Source organism: Streptosporangium album, from assembly GCF_014203795.1.
Classification (GTDB): Bacteria; Actinomycetota; Actinomycetes; order Streptosporangiales; family Streptosporangiaceae; genus Streptosporangium; species Streptosporangium album.
The window spans coordinates 3426103-3441908 of sequence record NZ_JACHJU010000001.1; the positions used below are offsets into that span (position 1 = coordinate 3426103).

Below are 15806 nucleotides of genomic sequence, written 5' to 3' on the forward strand. Positions count from 1 at the left end.
GTACGCCGGCCACCGTGGAAGAACCGGCCGAGGAGCCCCGCCCACTCGCCATGCCGCCCATGGTGCGCTACGCCCGCACGCGGATGGCGTTCCTCATCGCCCGCACCTTCGACAACAACACGACGCAGTGGTGGGGCAAGATCGCCCTGCCGCTCGGCGCTGACCCCAGGGATCTCGGCGGCCTTTTCACTCTCTCGGTTGTTCCCGGTTCGTGCGCCTCCGGGCGGGGCGGCCCCGTTTTCCGCACGTCGGGGTAATCGGAGATCGTCGGTTTTGCTGTGGTGATCGTCGTCGCGGTATGACCTGGCTGGTGAGACAGCGTGCGCAGTGGGGCCAGGCCAGGTCATCGAGGTGCTGGTGGCCAACCGGCTGACCTCGCCCGCCCCGCTGGTGCACGTGCGGGACCGGGCCAGGACGTGGGCGGCGGGCGAGGCGTTCGGCATCGACGTGGCCCGCCTGCACCGGGACATGACGTCGATCTCGCTGCACGGCGACTATGAGCAGACCGAGCCCGGCTTCGCCCGGCCCAGGTCCGGCCACCCGAAGGGCCGGCGGCCGGATCTGAAGCAGATCCAGGCCCGGATCGCGGTGACCGCCGATGGGTCGGTGCCGGTCTTTCACCGCGCCTACCACGGCGCGGCCGGCGAAGTCGGGCAGGTCATCGGCGCCATGCAGGCCTTGCCGAAGCCGGCCGGCCCGCAACAGATGCCGATGATCGTTGATTCCAAGCTGATCTCGTATGCCAACCTGGCCGCGATGGCCGCCGGGAGCGTGAGCTTCGTCGCCCCGGCCTCCAAGGTCTATGTCAGCGCCGAGACCATGGCCGGCCTGGAAGCGGCCGACGCGATCAAGGTGGACTACCTCGCCGCCCGCGATGCCGGCAAGAGCGCCGAGCGGCGCGGTGTCTGGCACGTGCGTTCTGCCTGATCGAACGCCAGGCCCGCCGTGCCCTGGCCACTCGCGGCGCGACCAAGGTCGACCGGTTGTACGCCGACCGTCCTGCCGTTCCCGCCGGGCGGCTCATCCTGGACGCACTGGCCGGCATCCGGCTGATCCCGGGCACCGGCCAGTCACCCCCCGACCATCCCGCAACCCACCGACCTCCAACTCCATCTCCTGGACCTCCTCGACATCGATCCACGAGACCTCCGCTGAAGATCACTCACATGCGGAAACGGGGCTAGCTCTTCTTCGCCGAAGGAAACTGGTCCGTCCACTCGGTGGTCACGGAGATGAACTTGTCGTTCCACGCCAGGTCGCCGTCGTCGACGACGACGAGGTTGGCGCGGGTCACCCGGGCCTTCTCGGGATCGACGACCAGCTCGATGTCCTTACCGCCATCGGGGTAAGGGAAGCGCAGTTGCTGGCCGCCTTCAACCGCGCCCGCGTTCTCGACTCCCGGCGTCGCGGCGAGCGCCCGGAACGCCGCTGAGCGGACCTCCGCGGGCGCCGGCAGCTCCGTGATCAGCGCGAGCAGGGTGAAGGTGGGATCGCCTTGGATTTCGGATGCGAACATGTCATTCTCGTTGCCCTTGCGCTCGGCGATCCACGCCTTCAGCGCCTCCGGGTCCGTCGGCAGCCTTTCGAGATCCTCGAAGCTCACCTTGGCGCCCTTGAGGCTGAGCGTTTTCCAGGCCGGTGCCGGTACGACGGCGTCGGGGGGATCCCCCGGCCCGCCCTTGGTCCAGCGCTTGCCGTCGCGCCTGGTCCAGCTCTCCATCGGCGGGCTGTCCGACTTGGGCCACTGACGCGTAACGTGCCAGTACGTCCCGGAACCTTGGGGCGTACGTTCCGCGCTGACGGCGGCCATGAGCAGGACCTCCTTGCCCGTGACCGGTGCGCCGTCGTTCGTGGGCGCCCCCGTGGCGAACACGACCGCGGCGGCCCCGGCGGCAACTAGGGCGACTCCCGGCATGAACCAGCCGACGCGCCGGCGCGCCCGGCCCGCCCGCATCCTTCGCTGGAGGCGGTCTCTGCCGCGCGCGACCGCCCCAGCGGACGGCTCCGGCTTGGTCAGCAGAGTGGCGATCTCTTCCAGGTCATCCATGGGTCGTCTCCTTGTCGATGAGGGCCTGGATCTTGGCGCGGGCCCGGCTGAGCCGCGAGCCCACTGTGCCGAGGGAAATGCCGAGCGCCTGGGCTATCTCGTTGTAACTGAGCTGGCCCAGCGCCAGGAGCAGCAGCACGTCACGCTCGCCGCCGTTCAGCGAGGCGAGCGCCATGGCCAGGTACGGCTGGGCGGTCACGGAGGTGACGACCCGGTTCTCGTGTCCTTCCACGACCGGCGCGGGGTCCAGCCGGGCCAGCGCCTTGTAGTGGCGGGCCTCCTTGCGGCGGTGCCTGGCCACCAGGTTCGTGGCGAAGCCGAACAGCCAGGGCCGCAACTCCCCTTTTTCCGGGTCGAACCGGTCGCGCCGGTCGAACGCCAGCAGGAACGTCTCCGCCGTGATGTCCTCGGCCGCCTGGGTGCCCAGGCGTCCCGCCACGTACCGGTAGATGTCGCGGAGATACCGGTCATACACGGCGGTGAACAGCTCGGGGTTCCGCTGGTAGCCGGCGACGAGGTCGGCGTCGGTCACCTGCTCGCTCACGTCGGCGGTCACGTGCCCGTCTCCGTCATGAGTGTGCCTTCCGGATGGTGATCATTACTTTCATCCATCCTTCGCCGCACGCCCGCATTTTCTTCCCGCCCCCGAAGGGCGGCCATTCAGCAGCCGGGCGCGTTTTCCGCGCATGCCAACTCGTCCCGCCACCAGGGTGATCGCCGCCTTCATTCTCCGGCCTTCTCCCAGAAGGACTCAGCCGAAAGTGCGGTGGGGAGTGGAGGAGCTTGGGGAGGGGTAGTGACGTGCGAAATACGGGGCTAGCCTGTAACGACCTACTTTCGACTGGTGGTCGCCGTGGTGTTCGGCGCGTGGGCGGCGCTGGCCGCGACCGGCCGAAGAGCCGCAGCGCGGCCAGCGACCGCCCGACGCGCGCGGGGCGCCACAGGCGGCACGCGCCTTGAAAGACGTAGAGAAAGTTCTCATTCAGTCGGGTGCTGACTGTGCTGAGCTGGCCTTATGTGGCGTTGTGGTTGAGGCCGGAGTACCGGATGATGCTTGACACTTCAGGCCGTGCGCCTTGCTCGTGGTCCTCGGGGCTGCTGGGCTATTCGGCGGTGTTCTGGTCGTCGTCGGGTCGGCCGGCGAAGCTGCCGAGCCCTCGGACGGTGTAGATGGAGCCCTCGGCGCGGAGCGCCTTCATCACCTTGTGGGCGGTCATGCGGGCGATGCCGAACTCTTGCATCAGGTCGTTCTCGCTGGGGACGCGTGAGCCGGGGCGGTAGGCGCCGGAGGCGATGCGTTCGCGGATGACCTCCGCCACCTGCTGCCACCTGGGCTGATCCTCGCGCCATTCGATCATGAGACCACTGTAGGAACCTCTGCACGACCATCGTTCTCTGGATGGCCCTACAGTGCCCTATAGGCATCCATGAACCACCATCTCTACGCTCGACCCATGACAACGACGGGATATGACCTCGATGCGCTCCGTGTGACGTTCCCCCGATGGGCGATCTTCCGCAGCGACGCAGGCGCGTTCTACGAACTCTGCCAGGCGGGCGGGCTGCTGTTCATCCGGCGCACGTATCGCTCCGATGCCGTGCTCATGCACGAGAGCGAGTGGCTGCGGACCGCCGATGGAGAGCGGCTGTGGCTACGGGTCCTGCTCGGCCAAGCGCGCTGATCAGTCCAAACGGCCATGACGTGGTTGGCTGAAGCGGCCGGATAGGCGTCGGGACGGGTCGTCGGTCGTCGGCTGACTCCGGTAACTCGTGTGTAAGCGCTCGTGTAGATCACGTTCAGACGGTGGTGTAAATGCCCGGCTAGATCAGCGTGATACCGAATCTTCTCTCCTCGCGGTGAACTTGCAGCATGCCGGTCCGGCCGTGACCGTGCGAACGGCTGAGGCGATGATCGCTCGTTGCTGGGAGACGTTCATCGCCTCCCAGCGGCTCAGCATCTCCTCGGCCGTGCCGATGAAGCTCAGCAGCGGCGATGTGCGCGACATACGGGCCAACTGGGCGCGGGACTTCTCCAACCGCGCGTCGATCGGGGCGCGGGCGGCCATCCACTCCTTACGGCTGATCTCCCGCGCCGCCCACGCCTGGGCCAGCTCCTCCAACTGCTCCTCATCCGCCCGCACCTCCTCGGCCAGGCCGTCATCGTCAGCGCTGCGGGGCGTGTGCTCGCGCCGCCCGCTGATCCGTGCTGAGGCCGGCAGCCGGCGCAACGTCGTCGGGGTCCAGTAACCCCCGGCCGGAGTCGTGATCTCACGCGTGCGGAAGTCCCGGCACACGCTCGACAGCGACTCTCCGGCGAGCATGCGCCGGGCGGCCTCCCGGATCACCTCGGCTTCCTCGTCGATAACCGTGATGCGGTCCTCGGCGTAGCCGTACGGGCGCATCCCGCCGCCGGAGACCTTCCCGGCCTCGGCGCTCTGGCGACGCTGGCGCTTCTGCCGTTCGGCCTTGTGCTCGGCCTCATGCCGAGCGGCGGTCCCGAGCATCCGGGCGATCAGACGCCCGGTCGGGGTGGCCAGGTCGATCTCCCCAGTGACGGTGGCCGGCTCCACGCCGCGTCGGTCGGCCAGGTCGATCACGTCTTCCAACTCGCGAGGGGAGCGGGTCAGCCGGTCCACATGCCAGCAGACGATGGCGTCGATGGTCCCGCCTTCAATGTCGGCCAGCAGACGCTTCCACGCGGGACGCGGGGCTCCCGAGTAGGCGCTGACGTCGTTGTCGGGGTAGACGTCCACGACAGTCCACCCTTTGCGTTCGACCAAGGCTCGGCAATCGGCCTCCTGGCGGGCGACGCCCAACCCTGCACCCTCGCGGTCCTGGCTGATCCGGCAGTAGATCGCGGCTCGTCGCATAGGTCACATAGATACACGTTGGTAGGCACCGGGGTTACGTGCCCTGTGGGCATCGCGCCTGCCGGTGAGTGAACCGGAGATCGTTAACGAGGTCCCGGTGTTGTGGGCGGAGCACAGGGGACTGCCTTCCCGCACGATCGGCAGGGGCGCTGACTGCATCGCGGCGTGAACTCGGCCGGATTCGCGAGCAGCGCCAGCGTCGGGAGGGACGGAGTCGATCTCTCCTACGCGAGGAGCCCGGCCCGTGACCGCAGATCGGGCTCCTTTGAAACAGCGCCGTTGGGATGGCTCAGTCGCGCTTCAGCACTCGCACGTGCGTGCAGCAGATAGTCGATCAACGGGTCAATCCGCCATAGACGCTGGACGAGCTGCGAAAATGGACCGTCATGAGGACGCTCTATCCACCGACCGAGCCGTACGACTCCGGTCTGCTCGACGTCGGCGACGGTAACCAGATCTATTGGGAAGTCTCTGGCAACCCCGACGGCAAGCCCGTGGTCATGGTGCACGGGGGACCCGGTGGCGGCTGCACCCCCAACCACCGCCGCCAGTTCGACCCGCAGGCGTACCGCATCGTGCTGTTCGATCAGCGCAACTGCGGGCGCAGCCGACCACATGCCAGCGACCCGACCGTATCGCTGGAGCACAACACGACGTGGCATCTCGTCGCCGATATGGAGCGGCTGCGTGAGCACCTGGACATCGACCGCTGGATGGTGTTCGGCGGGTCGTGGGGGAGCACGCTGTCGCTCGCGTACGCGCAGGCCCACCCTGACAGGGTTGCTGAACTCGTGCTGCGCGGCATCTTCATGCTGCGGCCCTTCGAGGTCCGGTGGTTCTACCAGGAAGGGGCGTCACTGATCTTCCCTGATGTCTGGGAGAGCTATGTCGCACCGATCCCGGAGGAGGAGCGCAAAGATCTGATCGCCGCGTTCCACGCTCGGCTCAACCATCCGGATCCGGAGGTACGGCTGCCCGCGGCACGCGCATGGAGCGTCTGGGAGGGCTCGACCATCACCCTGCGGCCAGACCCCGAGATCATTGCTGCGCATTCCGACGGTGATTACGCGGTCGCCTTCGCCAGGATCGAAAGCCACTACTTCCTCAACGGCGGGTTCTTCGAGGAGGAGCAGCTCATCCGGGACATCGGCAAGATCCGGCACATTCCCTGCGTCATCGTGCAGGGCCGGTACGACGTGTGTACTCCGGCCAGGACCGCCTGGGATCTTCATCGCGCTTGGCCGGAAGCCGAATTTCACATCGTCGACGATGCGGGGCACGCCTACTCAGAACCCGGCATCCTTGATCGCCTCATCGAGACAACCGATCGCTTCGCCCTTCGCCGGAACTGACGCGATCCGGATCAGCCATGTGCGGCTCCGGCCTCACCGTGGCATTCACGTTCGTGGCCTTCGGCGGCATCGTCTCGGCGACGGCTCCGCCGGAGCAAGATACGGCCTTCTCCCGTAGGCATCTGTGCGGCGTGCGACTGTGCTCGCATGCCGCAGGAATCGGACCGCCGAAAGGCCGTCAAGGTCGTCGGAGTCTGAGGCTCACCGGCCACTTGGCAGTGCACGGCGGCCGGCGTCCTGTGCGTGAGCACCGGCTGAACAGCGATGCGAGCGCCGGCTTTTCAGACACCCTCCAGTGCGCATGAAGCCGGGATCATCCGCAGACTTTCCGGTACGGCAGCGAGGGAACGTAGGTCTTCCACTCCTGCGGGGTCAGCGACCGTCCGGCCCGTGCGCAGACGGCGTTGACGACGGCCCATGCCGCAGCGGGGAAGCGTCTGACCGTCCCGTTCCTGTCCACGGTCAGGACATCGGTCCCGTCGGGGGTGAAGGAAACCGACAGCAGCTCGCCGGTCTCGGGGTCCAGGCCGCCGCCGGTGTCGGCGGACAGGCCGAGATCGTTTCCCGTGAGCGGATCGAACAACCGCACGCGGCCGTCTCCCTCGTTGACCGCGACGAGATCCTCGGTGGGTGAGTAGGCGGCGACCCCGGCGAAGGTGTCTCGGATGGGAGTGCCGATCATGCGCAGGGTAGCGGGGTCCCACAGAGTCACGCGTCCGCGCGAGTCGAACACGACGACGGCCTTGCCTGAGTGGGTGAAGTACACCCTGCTGCCGTAGGTGTCCTTGCCGCCGGCGCCGAAGGGTTCGCCGATCGCCTTCCCGCTGGTGGTGTCGAGAAGCCGATGCTCGGGGCCGACGACGGCCAGTCGCCGGCCGTCGGGGGAGAACGCCAGGTCCTGCTCCATGCCCGTGGGCGCCTGCCACAGCCTGCGACGGGCCTGCCAGTCCCAGAGCTCCACGGCGTGCCTGCGCGGGGAACGTCCGTTGAGGGGGGTGTCCAGGGTGAGCGCGAGTCTGGTCCCGTCGGGACCGAAGTGCACGGTCTGGGCTTTCAGGTCGTCTTTGCCGACGGCGAACTCGGCCACGACCTTCCTGGTGGCCGTGTCCAGGACCTTGATCCTGCCCCGGGACAGGAGGGCCATCCGCCGCCCGTCCCCGCTGAAGTCGATGCTCCCGGCAGCGGGCAGGGGGCCGATCGGCTTTCCGCTCGGGGCCGCGTGCAACGTCGTGACGCCCTCCGGATCCTCCTCCTCCACCACCAGGTGGCGCCCGTCCCGGCTGAACGCGGCCGCGTTCACCGACCCTGACTCCGTCTCGGTCATCAAGTCGGCGACGTCGACGGAGAAGACCTGATCTCCCATGAGATACCGGAACGCCGAGCCGTCGAAGGCGCCCACGGGCATGACGCCGATGTCCCCGTCACCCCGGACTGCGACCTCGCTGACCAACTGGGCGTCGGGCAGCCGCCAGAACTGGATGCTCTCGCGTGCCGCCGTCGCCAGCAGCCGCCCGTCCGCGTTGAAGACCGGATCGCCGTGGTTCCAGGTCTCCTCTATCCCGTCCTCGTCCTTCTCGCCGATCTCCGCCGCCCAGCCGCCCTTGATGCGGGTCAGCCTCAGCGTCCCGTAGCCGCGCCGCGCCAGCCACGCACCGTCGGGACTCAAGGTGCCTGTCCGGGCGGCCGGGTTCTCAGCGGTGATCACATCCCACTGGCTGTTCCCGGGCTTGACGATCACCCGTCGGCCCTCGTTCTCCATGACGGCCTCGACCCAGCCGTTGACCTGATCGGCCGTCCGGCGGAACGTCCAGGTTCTGATGACCTTCCCCGTGCGGGTGTCCCAGGCCCCCGCACGTTTGGCGGTCGCCGCGATGAGCGTACGGCCCGAGGGGGACAGGCCGACGTCCACCACCTGCCTGCCGTCAAGCCCCAGCCCGGAGATCAGGGCGGTCCGCCTGCCGGTGCGCACGTCCCACAGCCGTGCCTGGTGCTTGTCGATACTGACCAGCGTGCGCCCGTCCCGGCCGAACGCCCTCAGGGTGTCACTCGTTTTGGCCGGATCCCTGAACATCGCCCGCTCGCGCTGGGCGAGCGAGGCGGTCAGCGCCGCCCTGGCCTGCGGTGTGCCGCTCAGCCGCCAGGCGGCCACGCTGAACAGCATGGCCAGCCGCGGGTCGGTGTGCCTGGTCGTGTCCGCCAGCGTGGCCAGCCGTACCGACTCCGACCTGCTCAGCTGAGCCGACAGTTGCTCGGCCCGGGAATCGGCGACCCCGCCCTGATAGACCGCCAGGCCACCCGCGGCCAGTGCGATGACCAGCAAGCCTGCCAGGCTCAGCGAAGCCAGCCTGGCGCGCTTGGCCCTGCGCCTGCTCAGCCGCGCCGAGGACTCCAGGAAGTCGCGCTCGGCCGGGGACAGGGTGATGTTCTTGCGGGCGGTGGCCGCCCACTGCAGGCCGTTCTCCAGGCTGCTGCCATGGAACAGGTCCCCGTCCCTGCGTCCGGACGCCACCCACAGCTTCGCGGCGGTCAGGATCTGGCGGTGTGCGGCAAGGCCATCGCGGTTGGCGTCGATCCAGCGCCGCAGGCGGGGCCAGGCATGCGGCAGGGCAGGACGCGCCAGCCAGATCTGCTCGCCGTCCCTGCTCAGCAGGTAGCCGAACACCTTCAAGATCCGCGTGATCGCCGCCGCCTCGGGCAGCGGCCTGCCCTCCATCAGTTCGGCCAGATCCGCACGCCGTACCGAAAGCTCGCCGCGCTCGCTCACGGTGACCAGCCGCAGGAAGAACTCGGCCGCCAGCTCGCGCTCGGCCGGGCCGAGCAGCGCGTAGGACTCCTCCGCCAGCGTGCCGAGCGCGGGGTCGACATCGAGTACGGCCACGTCTGCCGCCGCACGGTTGCCCTGGGCCAGCAGCCGCCCGGTGTCGAGCCCGATGCCACCGCTGACCAGCGCGATCAGTAGTTGCCGCGCGGTGGGCCGCTCCTGCGGCTCCTTACTGAGTGCCGCAGCCACCAGCGGGCGCAACGCCTCCGGCAGCACCCCGAGGTCGGGGCTGGCGGACAGCACCCGATGCATCACCCCGCCCAGGCTCTCGGCCTCGAACGGATCGGTGCCCGTAGCCGCGTAGAGCATGATGCCGCCCCACGCGAACACGTCGGCGGGCGTGCCCGCCCGCTGCCCGGTGAACACCTCCGGCGCCATGTAGGTAGGGGTCCCGGTCACCAGCCCCGTCGCGGTCAGCGACATCTCCGCGGTCCTGGCGATGCCGAAATCGATGACCCGGGGACCGTCGGGACCCAGCAGAACGTTGTCCGGCTTGAGGTCCCGGTGGACCACGCCGGCCTCGTGGATCGCGGTCAGCGCCGTGGCCACCGCGGTGGCCAGCCGATGCAGGTCGCCGCCGACGAACCGGCGTCCCTCGTCGACCGCCTTGCGCAGGTTCGGTCCCGGCACGTACTCGCTGACGATGTAGGGTTGCGGCCCTTCCAACTCGGCGGCGATCACCCGCGCGGTGCAGAACGAGGCGACCCGCTGCGCGGCCGTGGCCTCCCTGGCCAGCTGCCCCGCCTGGCCACCGTGCAGGACCTTGATGGCCACCCGGACGCCGTCCTCGGCATAGGCCTCGTAGACCACACCCTGACCTCCCACGCCCAGTCTTCTGGACAACCAGTAACCGCCCAGATGCTGCGGATCCCCCGCTGTCAGCATGTCCACGGGAGATTGGATGTCCTAAATCGCCGTAAAGTTCCGAGGGAATTGCCGCCCCCGTCCCCGAGGGCCGCGGCGCCCAGCCCGCCGCCTCCGAAGAGGTCATCTCCACCGCCTTCGGCGGCGACCGGAAGTCGCGCGAGGTGCGCGCTCCCGGCGGTAGATCATCCCTCTGGATCTTCCGCGTTCCGTGCGGTAGCTTCTGACCCGCTGACGGGGTGAGGGGTAATAACGAAGACATTCATCAAGATCGCTGCCATGTCGATCTCGGGCATGGCGCTCATGGGAGCCGTCCAGCTGGCGGTGCGGCAGGCTGCAGGGCTCCCACGTGCGGAGCCCTGTGGCCTGCCCCGGGAGGCGGATCCTCCCATGCGTTTCACGGCAGTCCATCCCCGAGGGGACAGGCAGTGGCGGGTAATCGTAAAGGACCTGTGCGGGCAGAGTTCTCATCGACCGGCCAACTCCTTGAGATCGCCTGCGACGAGTCCGGTTCGGAGGGTGAGAAGCTCATCGGTGGGAATACCGATGTTTTCGCACATGCCGGCGTGCGGCTGAGTGCCGAATCGGCAGCGGAGTGCGTCCGGGAAATACGGGACAGAATTCGGTCTCCGGCGGTCGAATACAAAGCGAATCATCTGCTCCGTGAGAAGAATCGTCCGGTTCTTGAGTGGCTCCTCGGGTCGTTCTTCCGTGTGGTCGATGTTCTGCAACGTGCCGGTGCGCGAGGCCCGGTTGGCGAGATCATGGAGATGATCAGCCAGGCCAGGTCCCGCGCGGAATCTTTTCGGGCACAGCCTCTCGACGGCCAGGAGACGTTTCCGGCGCTGGACCCTCTGATCCCGGCCATCGTCCAGGCCGTCGTCCACTGGGGTGAGGGAAGAAAACCCGTTTCAATCGTTCACGACGAGAACAATGCGTTGACGGAAGAACGTATCGCCCAGCTCAAAGGGATGTTCGGCAGTCCGCACCCCGCTGCTCTCCGCTGTCCGCCAAGAGGTCGACTGGCCGATCTGAGGCTCGTCGACTCACGCTCGGATCCACGGGTTCAATCGGCGTCGTGCCGACCGGTCACGCTGCCGGCGCCGGTGTCCTGAGCACCTCGGTCAGGCGTGAGAAGCCGTCGGTGCCGTGGCCGGCGTCGATCGCCCGTCGCGCGACGGCCGTGGCGGCGCTCAGCACGCCGGTGTCGATGCCGGCGGCCTGCGATGCGTGGATGATGTGCTCCATCCCCGCCACGGCCGACAGGATGGTGGACGCGTCACCGGGGTGATCCTTGTCATCGATGTTCTGGGCGAACGCGTCGATGATGCCGGGCAGCAGGGCGCCGATCCCCTTGGCGAACGGGGCGAGGTCGGTGGCCGCGATGTTCTCCGCTGAGGCGAGGGCGAAGGCGTGGGCGACACCGCTCATGGACGTCCAGAAGAGGTCGAGCAGCGCCACGTCGTGCGCCGCCGCCCGCCCGGGGTCCGCGCCCAGATGGGCGGCGGTCCCGCCCAGGCTCGCCAGCGCCGGTCGATGTGCCTGGTAGGTCCCCTCCGGTCCGCTGTAGAGGACGACGGCCGCCGGCCCTCCGATGGTCGGCGTCGGGGTCATGATGGCACCGTCGAGGTAGTCGATGCCGTGTCCGGCCGCCCACGCGGCCGTCCGGCGCGCGCGTTCGGGGGTGTCGGCGGTGAGGTTGACCAGGGTCCGGCCTTTCAGGGCGCCGGCCACGGGTTCGGTGATCGCGTGCACGGCGTCGTAGTCGATCACGCAGGTGATCACCAGCGGGCTCGCGGCGACCGCGTCGGCGACGGTGTCCGCCCGGGTCGCGCCCTGGGCGACAAGCGGCTCGGCCTTGGTGGCCGTACGGTTCCAGACGGTCGTGGGGTGGCCGTTCCGGAGGAACGCGCCTGCCAGTGCCTGGCCCATCGGGCCCAGGCCGAGGACTGTCACCGGCGAGCGGTCGTCGGCAGTCATTTCTTCCCCCGTGCATTCGGTGTCGACATGTGAACGTCCCGCCGGAGGCCCCGCTGGAGAGGCCCGGCTGGGACGTTTCGATACTGGCGCTCTGCTGAATTTCCCTCAAGTACCTACTATTTTGTCAGGTACTTACCTTTTTGTAAGCGTGGAGGCGGGATGAAGAAGCGGACCTACTTGTGCGGGCTCGACGCGGCCGTCGACGTCGTGGGCGGCAAGTGGAAGGCGATGATCCTGTGGGCACTCCACGACAGGGCGCTCCGGTTCGGAGAGCTGCGACGGTCGGTGTCGGGCATCAGCGAGAAGATGCTCATCCAGATGCTCCGGGAGATGGAGGTCTACGGCCTGGTGCACCGCGAGGTCTACCACCAGGTCCCACCGAAGGTGGAGTATTCGCTGACCGAGTTCGGCCACTCGCTCAACACCGCGCTCATCCCTCTCGGCCTGTGGGGGGAGACGCACATGCAGACCATCGAGGCCATTCCCCGCGACTGAGGGTCCGTCGAGCGATGCCCCGGGCCACTGCTCAGCGAGGACGCCGGGTCAGGGGCAGGGCGAGTCCCAGCGGTAGTGCGGCGTAGGCCGCGCACACGGTGAAGGCCGCTCCCGTCGACAGAATCGGCTCCTGTTCTCCTGTCATTCACGGGCGCCGACGACCTCAGCGGGCTGGTCCCTGAGGGCGAAACGGGCCGGCAGGACGGTCGCCGCGAGGGCGAGTGCGCCAGCTGCGGCGATCACCGCGAGGTAGGTGAGCGGCGGGACGTACGGCCGGGCGGACCCCGTCATGCCGAGGCTGAACGCCGACAGCGTCACCAGGGAGATCACCGTGCCGAGGACCACGGCGATCAGCACGGCGGTCAGGGTCTCCAGCCGCAGCATCCGCAGGATCTGGCGCCGGGTGGTGCCGACGAGGCGGAGCAGGGCGAACTCACGGGAGCGGTCCGAGGTGGACATGGCCAGTGTGTTGACCACGGCGATCGCGGTGAACGCGATGATCAGGCCCATCGCCACGTAGTTCACCTCGGCGTTGGACGTGCTCACCTCGGCGGCCTGCGTCTGGTCGAGCACCGCGACGCCGGGGGCGGCCCGTCCGATGGTCTCGCGCGGCACGGAGGGGGCGGAGACGAGCAGGGTGCCGAGCGGGTCGTCCACGTGCCCGGCGACCAGGTCGTGGGGGAGGGTGAGCTCGCCGAACCCGAGTCCCCTGGTGTAGACCGCGGCCACCTTGACCGCGGCGGGAGTGCCGTCGCCGAGCGTGAGGTTCATCCGACCGCCCACCGAGACGTTCAGCCGGGCGGCCACCGTGTCGCTGACCGCGATCGACTGCCCGCCGAAGTCCCGGAACGAGCCCGAGGTGACCCCCAGATCGAGGGTGCGGTCGAGTCCTTCCGGGGTGACGGCCTGCGCGCCGTACTTCTCAAGCCCGATCCTGACGGAGGTGCGCAGCACCTCGGTCACCGCCGCCACGCCGGGCACCTTCCGCACGTCGGCGGCGGTGACACCGGAGACGCGCGGCCCGAGCACGTAGTCGGCCCTGCTACCCGCGGTCGCCTGCTGTCCGGCGGCGTACCCCATCGTGGTCTGCACGAACAGGATCGTGCAGGTCATCGCCACCATCAGGCTGAGCGGGGTGATGACGGAGGCGAGCCGCTGCACTCCGGCACGCAGGTTCGCGGCGGCCAGGTAGCCGCCCACCCGCGAAACACGCAGCGGCACGCTCAGCACCGCGATCGCCATCCGCGCGACGATCGGGCCGAGCAGGGCCACGGCGACCGTCCACACCAGCGCGGTCAGCATGGTGACCGGGCTGGACGCGGCCTCCGTCGACAGCGCCGACAGCACGAGGGTCAACGTGACGCCGCCGCCGGTGAAGACCAGCCCCGCGGCCAACCGCCCCCATGGCAGGCGCGCGGCCGGCAGCGCCGCGTCGCCGAGTGCCTCCACCGGCCGGATGCGTGCCGTACGGCGGGCCGAGACGCGCGCCGCCGCCCAGGCCGCCACCACGGTGGCCAGCAGGGCCGCGAAGATCGGGAAGGGGCTGACGACCAGCGCGAGGTTCTCCGGCATCGCGCCCAGAGCGACGAAGCGGGAGCGCAGCCAGAAGCCCAGGCCGATGCCCACGGCCGAGCCGATGACTCCGGCTGCCAGGCTGACCATGAGAGCCTCGCCGCCGAGCAGGTTGCGGATCTGCCGGGGCGTCGCCGCGACGGCCCGCAGCAGGGCGAGCTCGCGCTGGCGCTGCTGGATGGACAGGGCGAACGTCCCCACCACGACGAGGATGGCGACGAGCAGCGACGTGCCGCCCAGGGCGCCGCCGAGGCTGATCAGCTTCACCCGTGACTTCTCCGCGTCGAGGAACTCGATCGTGCCGCGCGCGTCGCCGCGGTAGGCGACCGCGCCCTCGACCGAGATGTCCACCTGGGGGAAGACCCCGATGGCGCTGACCATCCCGGGCCTGCCGGCCAGCCGCCGGGCCTCCCGTGTCGAGAAGAACAGGCTGCCCAGCGTCTTGTCGGTCACCCCGACCACCTGGTAGCGGCGCGGGGCGGCCGTGGACCGGACCGTGAGCCGTGCTCCCGGCTTCAGCCCGCTGCCCGTCTCGGCCACGACCTCGTCGTCGGCCCGGGGCGCACGCCCCTCGACCAGCGTGTAGGGGGTGAGCGCGGCCGACTCCCAGCCGTGGCCGGTGAGTTCGCCGTCCTCCGTGTAGGCGGGGAAGGTCACCTCGGTGACGACCTTCTCCACCCCGGGCGTCCGCCGGAGCCTCTCGGCGACGGACGTGCTGATCCAGGCGCGTTCCGACAGCGGTTTGGCCTTCGACTTGATCTTCTCCGCCGACGTGCGGACGGTCTGGCGGACGGACTGGTCACCCGCGACGATCACGGGGGCGCCCGCGTAGCGCTCGGGGGCCACGGTTCCGCGCAGCCCGGTCTCCAGCAGCATGCCGCAGGCGCACACCAGGGCGGCGGCGCAGAGCAGGGCGAGGAACGCGCCCGCGAACCCGGCCTTGCGGTGCCGCAACGTCTTCAGGGCGAGCCAGATCATCACACCCACGCTCCAAGCCTGGTCATCCGCTCGGCGACCTTCTCCGAGGTCGGTGCGGTCATCGAGTCCACGATCCGGCCGTCGGCCAGATACAGGACGGTGTCGGCGTAGGAGGCGGCCACCGGGTCGTGTGTCACCATCACGACCGTCTGGCCCATCCCGTCCACCACCTCGCGCAGCAGGGTCAGCACGTCGCGGGCGGTCATCGTGTCGAGCGCGCCGGTCGGCTCGTCGCCGAACACCACCTCGGGTCTGGTCACCAGGGCCCTGGCGATCGCCACGCGCTGCTGCTGGCCACCGGAGAGCTGAGCCGGGCGGTGCCCGGCGCGTCCTTCCAGGCCGACCCTGGACACGATCTCCGCCAGCCACGCCCGGTCCACGCCGGCGCCCGCCAGCCGCAGGGGCAGCGTGATGTTCTCGACGACCGTCAGCGACGACACCAGGTTGAACGCCTGGAACACGAACCCGATCCGCTGCCTGCGCAACTCCGTCAGCTGAGTCTCGTTCATGCCGTTCAGCGCGGTGCCGCCGAGCTGCACCGAGCCCGCCGAAGGCACGTCCAGCCCTGCCGCGCAGTGCAGGAAGGTGCTCTTCCCCGAGCCCGAGGGGCCCATCACGGCGGTGAAGCTCCCCCGGGGTATGCCGACCGTCACCTCGCGCAGGGCCGCCACCGCGCCCTGGCCCTTCCCGTACACCTTGCTCACCGCGTCCAAGCGCACCACGTCTGTCATGTCTTCGAGTCTGCTGACCTGCGGAGTCGTCGACCAGAGACGTGATCACCCGTCGGGTATGACGTCATCATGATTCGGACACTGGTAGACATGTCA

The 15806-nt window shown here is 69.0% G+C and carries 14 protein-coding genes; 6 read left to right on the forward strand and 8 right to left on the reverse strand.

The features are described from left to right. Nucleotides 1-14: 14 nt before the first annotated feature. Together FHR32_RS16410 and FHR32_RS42975 are read left to right on the forward strand one after the other, a co-directional pair. A complete protein-coding gene (locus FHR32_RS16410) occupies nt 15-257 on the forward strand; it encodes a hypothetical protein (RefSeq protein WP_184755102.1) in 243 nt (80 codons plus the stop codon). A gap of 70 nt (nt 258-327) precedes the next feature. Then, nucleotides 328-927, forward strand: a complete 600-nt coding sequence (locus tag FHR32_RS42975) for a hypothetical protein (protein ID WP_221465427.1) — start codon at nt 328-330, stop codon at nt 925-927. A 253-nt stretch (nt 928-1180) separates the two neighbouring features. On the opposite strand, the gene FHR32_RS16420 is transcribed toward FHR32_RS42975, so the two are convergent. The 3 genes from FHR32_RS16420 to FHR32_RS16430 all read right to left on the reverse strand — a co-directional run bounded on the left by FHR32_RS16420 (nt 1181) and on the right by FHR32_RS16430 (nt 3405). After that, on the reverse strand, nt 1181-2047 hold the full coding sequence (locus FHR32_RS16420) for a CU044_5270 family protein (RefSeq protein ID WP_184755103.1): 867 nt from the start codon (nt 2045-2047) through the stop codon (nt 1181-1183). Continuing rightward, a complete protein-coding gene (locus tag FHR32_RS16425; RefSeq protein ID WP_184755104.1) occupies nt 2040-2603 on the reverse strand; it encodes an RNA polymerase sigma factor in 564 nt (187 codons plus the stop codon). Before FHR32_RS16425 ends, FHR32_RS16420 begins: the two co-directional genes overlap by 8 nt. Before the next feature lie 547 nt (nt 2604-3150). Beyond that, complete coding sequence (locus FHR32_RS16430; protein WP_184755105.1) at nt 3151-3405, reverse strand: GntR family transcriptional regulator; 255 nt, start codon at nt 3403-3405, stop codon at nt 3151-3153. A gap of 96 nt (nt 3406-3501) precedes the next feature. Between FHR32_RS16430 and FHR32_RS16435 the strand changes: the two genes are divergently transcribed. Continuing rightward, nucleotides 3502-3729 (forward strand): hypothetical protein, encoded by a 228-nt coding sequence (locus FHR32_RS16435; RefSeq protein ID WP_184755106.1) that lies wholly within the window; start codon nt 3502-3504, stop codon nt 3727-3729. Between the two features lie 144 nt (nt 3730-3873). On the opposite strand, the gene FHR32_RS16440 is transcribed toward FHR32_RS16435, so the two are convergent. Continuing rightward, nucleotides 3874-4917 (reverse strand): recombinase family protein, encoded by a 1044-nt coding sequence (locus tag FHR32_RS16440; protein ID WP_184755107.1) that lies wholly within the window; start codon nt 4915-4917, stop codon nt 3874-3876. Nucleotides 4918-5303: 386 nt separating this feature from the next. Here FHR32_RS16440 and pip point away from each other — a divergent pair, with 386 nt between their 5' ends. After that, nucleotides 5304-6269, forward strand: a complete 966-nt coding sequence (pip, locus tag FHR32_RS16445; protein ID WP_184755108.1) for a prolyl aminopeptidase — start codon at nt 5304-5306, stop codon at nt 6267-6269. Nucleotides 6270-6582: 313 nt separating this feature from the next. Here pip and FHR32_RS16450 read toward each other — a convergent pair whose 3' ends face one another. Beyond that, the gene (locus FHR32_RS16450) at nt 6583-9975 is read right to left on the reverse strand and encodes a WD40 repeat domain-containing serine/threonine protein kinase (RefSeq protein WP_246467004.1); all 3393 of its coding nucleotides are present in this window, start codon (nt 9973-9975) and stop codon (nt 6583-6585) included. Nucleotides 9976-10406: 431 nt separating this feature from the next. Between FHR32_RS16450 and FHR32_RS16455 the strand changes: the two genes are divergently transcribed. Continuing rightward, complete coding sequence (locus FHR32_RS16455) at nt 10407-11069, forward strand: NAD-dependent protein deacetylase of SIR2 family (RefSeq protein ID WP_184755110.1); 663 nt, start codon at nt 10407-10409, stop codon at nt 11067-11069. On the opposite strand, the gene FHR32_RS16460 is transcribed toward FHR32_RS16455, so the two are convergent. Continuing rightward, complete coding sequence (locus FHR32_RS16460) at nt 11044-11934, reverse strand: NAD(P)-dependent oxidoreductase (RefSeq protein ID WP_184755111.1); 891 nt, start codon at nt 11932-11934, stop codon at nt 11044-11046. The genes FHR32_RS16455 and FHR32_RS16460 overlap by 26 nt on opposite strands. A 159-nt stretch (nt 11935-12093) precedes the next feature. On the opposite strand from FHR32_RS16460, the gene FHR32_RS16465 reads away from it, so the two are divergent. Further along, the gene (locus tag FHR32_RS16465) at nt 12094-12429 is read left to right on the forward strand and encodes a winged helix-turn-helix transcriptional regulator (RefSeq protein ID WP_184755112.1); all 336 of its coding nucleotides are present in this window, start codon (nt 12094-12096) and stop codon (nt 12427-12429) included. A 141-nt stretch (nt 12430-12570) separates the two neighbouring features. Here FHR32_RS16465 and FHR32_RS16470 read toward each other — a convergent pair whose 3' ends face one another. Both FHR32_RS16470 and FHR32_RS16475 read right to left on the reverse strand, forming a co-directional pair. After that, nucleotides 12571-14979, reverse strand: a complete 2409-nt coding sequence (locus tag FHR32_RS16470) for an ABC transporter permease (RefSeq protein ID WP_184756559.1) — start codon at nt 14977-14979, stop codon at nt 12571-12573. Then, nucleotides 14979-15710 (reverse strand): ABC transporter ATP-binding protein, encoded by a 732-nt coding sequence (locus FHR32_RS16475; RefSeq protein ID WP_184755113.1) that lies wholly within the window; start codon nt 15708-15710, stop codon nt 14979-14981. The genes FHR32_RS16470 and FHR32_RS16475 overlap by 1 nt, the downstream gene beginning before the upstream one ends. Between the last annotated feature and the right edge of the window lie 96 nt (nt 15711-15806).

Excerpts from the sequence above, each read along its gene's own strand:
- FHR32_RS16475 (WP_184755113.1), bottom strand. The coding sequence starts at position 15,710 with ATGACAGACGTGGTGCGCTTGGACGCGGTGAGCAAGGTGTACGGGAAG.
- FHR32_RS16470 (WP_184756559.1), bottom strand. The coding sequence starts at position 14,979 with ATGATCTGGCTCGCCCTGAAGACGTTGCGGCACCGCAAGGCCGGGTTC.
- FHR32_RS16460 (WP_184755111.1), bottom strand. The coding sequence starts at position 11,934 with ATGACTGCCGACGACCGCTCGCCGGTGACAGTCCTCGGCCTGGGCCCG.
- FHR32_RS16450 (WP_246467004.1), bottom strand. The coding sequence starts at position 9,975 with ATGCTGACAGCGGGGGATCCGCAGCATCTGGGCGGTTACTGGTTGTCC.
- FHR32_RS16420 (WP_184755103.1), bottom strand. The coding sequence starts at position 2,047 with ATGGATGACCTGGAAGAGATCGCCACTCTGCTGACCAAGCCGGAGCCG.
- pip (WP_184755108.1), top strand. The coding sequence starts at position 5,304 with ATGAGGACGCTCTATCCACCGACCGAGCCGTACGACTCCGGTCTGCTC.
- FHR32_RS16465 (WP_184755112.1), top strand. The coding sequence starts at position 12,094 with ATGAAGAAGCGGACCTACTTGTGCGGGCTCGACGCGGCCGTCGACGTC.
- FHR32_RS16435 (WP_184755106.1), top strand. The coding sequence starts at position 3,502 with ATGACAACGACGGGATATGACCTCGATGCGCTCCGTGTGACGTTCCCC.
- FHR32_RS16430 (WP_184755105.1), bottom strand. The coding sequence starts at position 3,405 with ATGATCGAATGGCGCGAGGATCAGCCCAGGTGGCAGCAGGTGGCGGAG.
- FHR32_RS16440 (WP_184755107.1), bottom strand. The coding sequence starts at position 4,917 with ATGCGACGAGCCGCGATCTACTGCCGGATCAGCCAGGACCGCGAGGGT.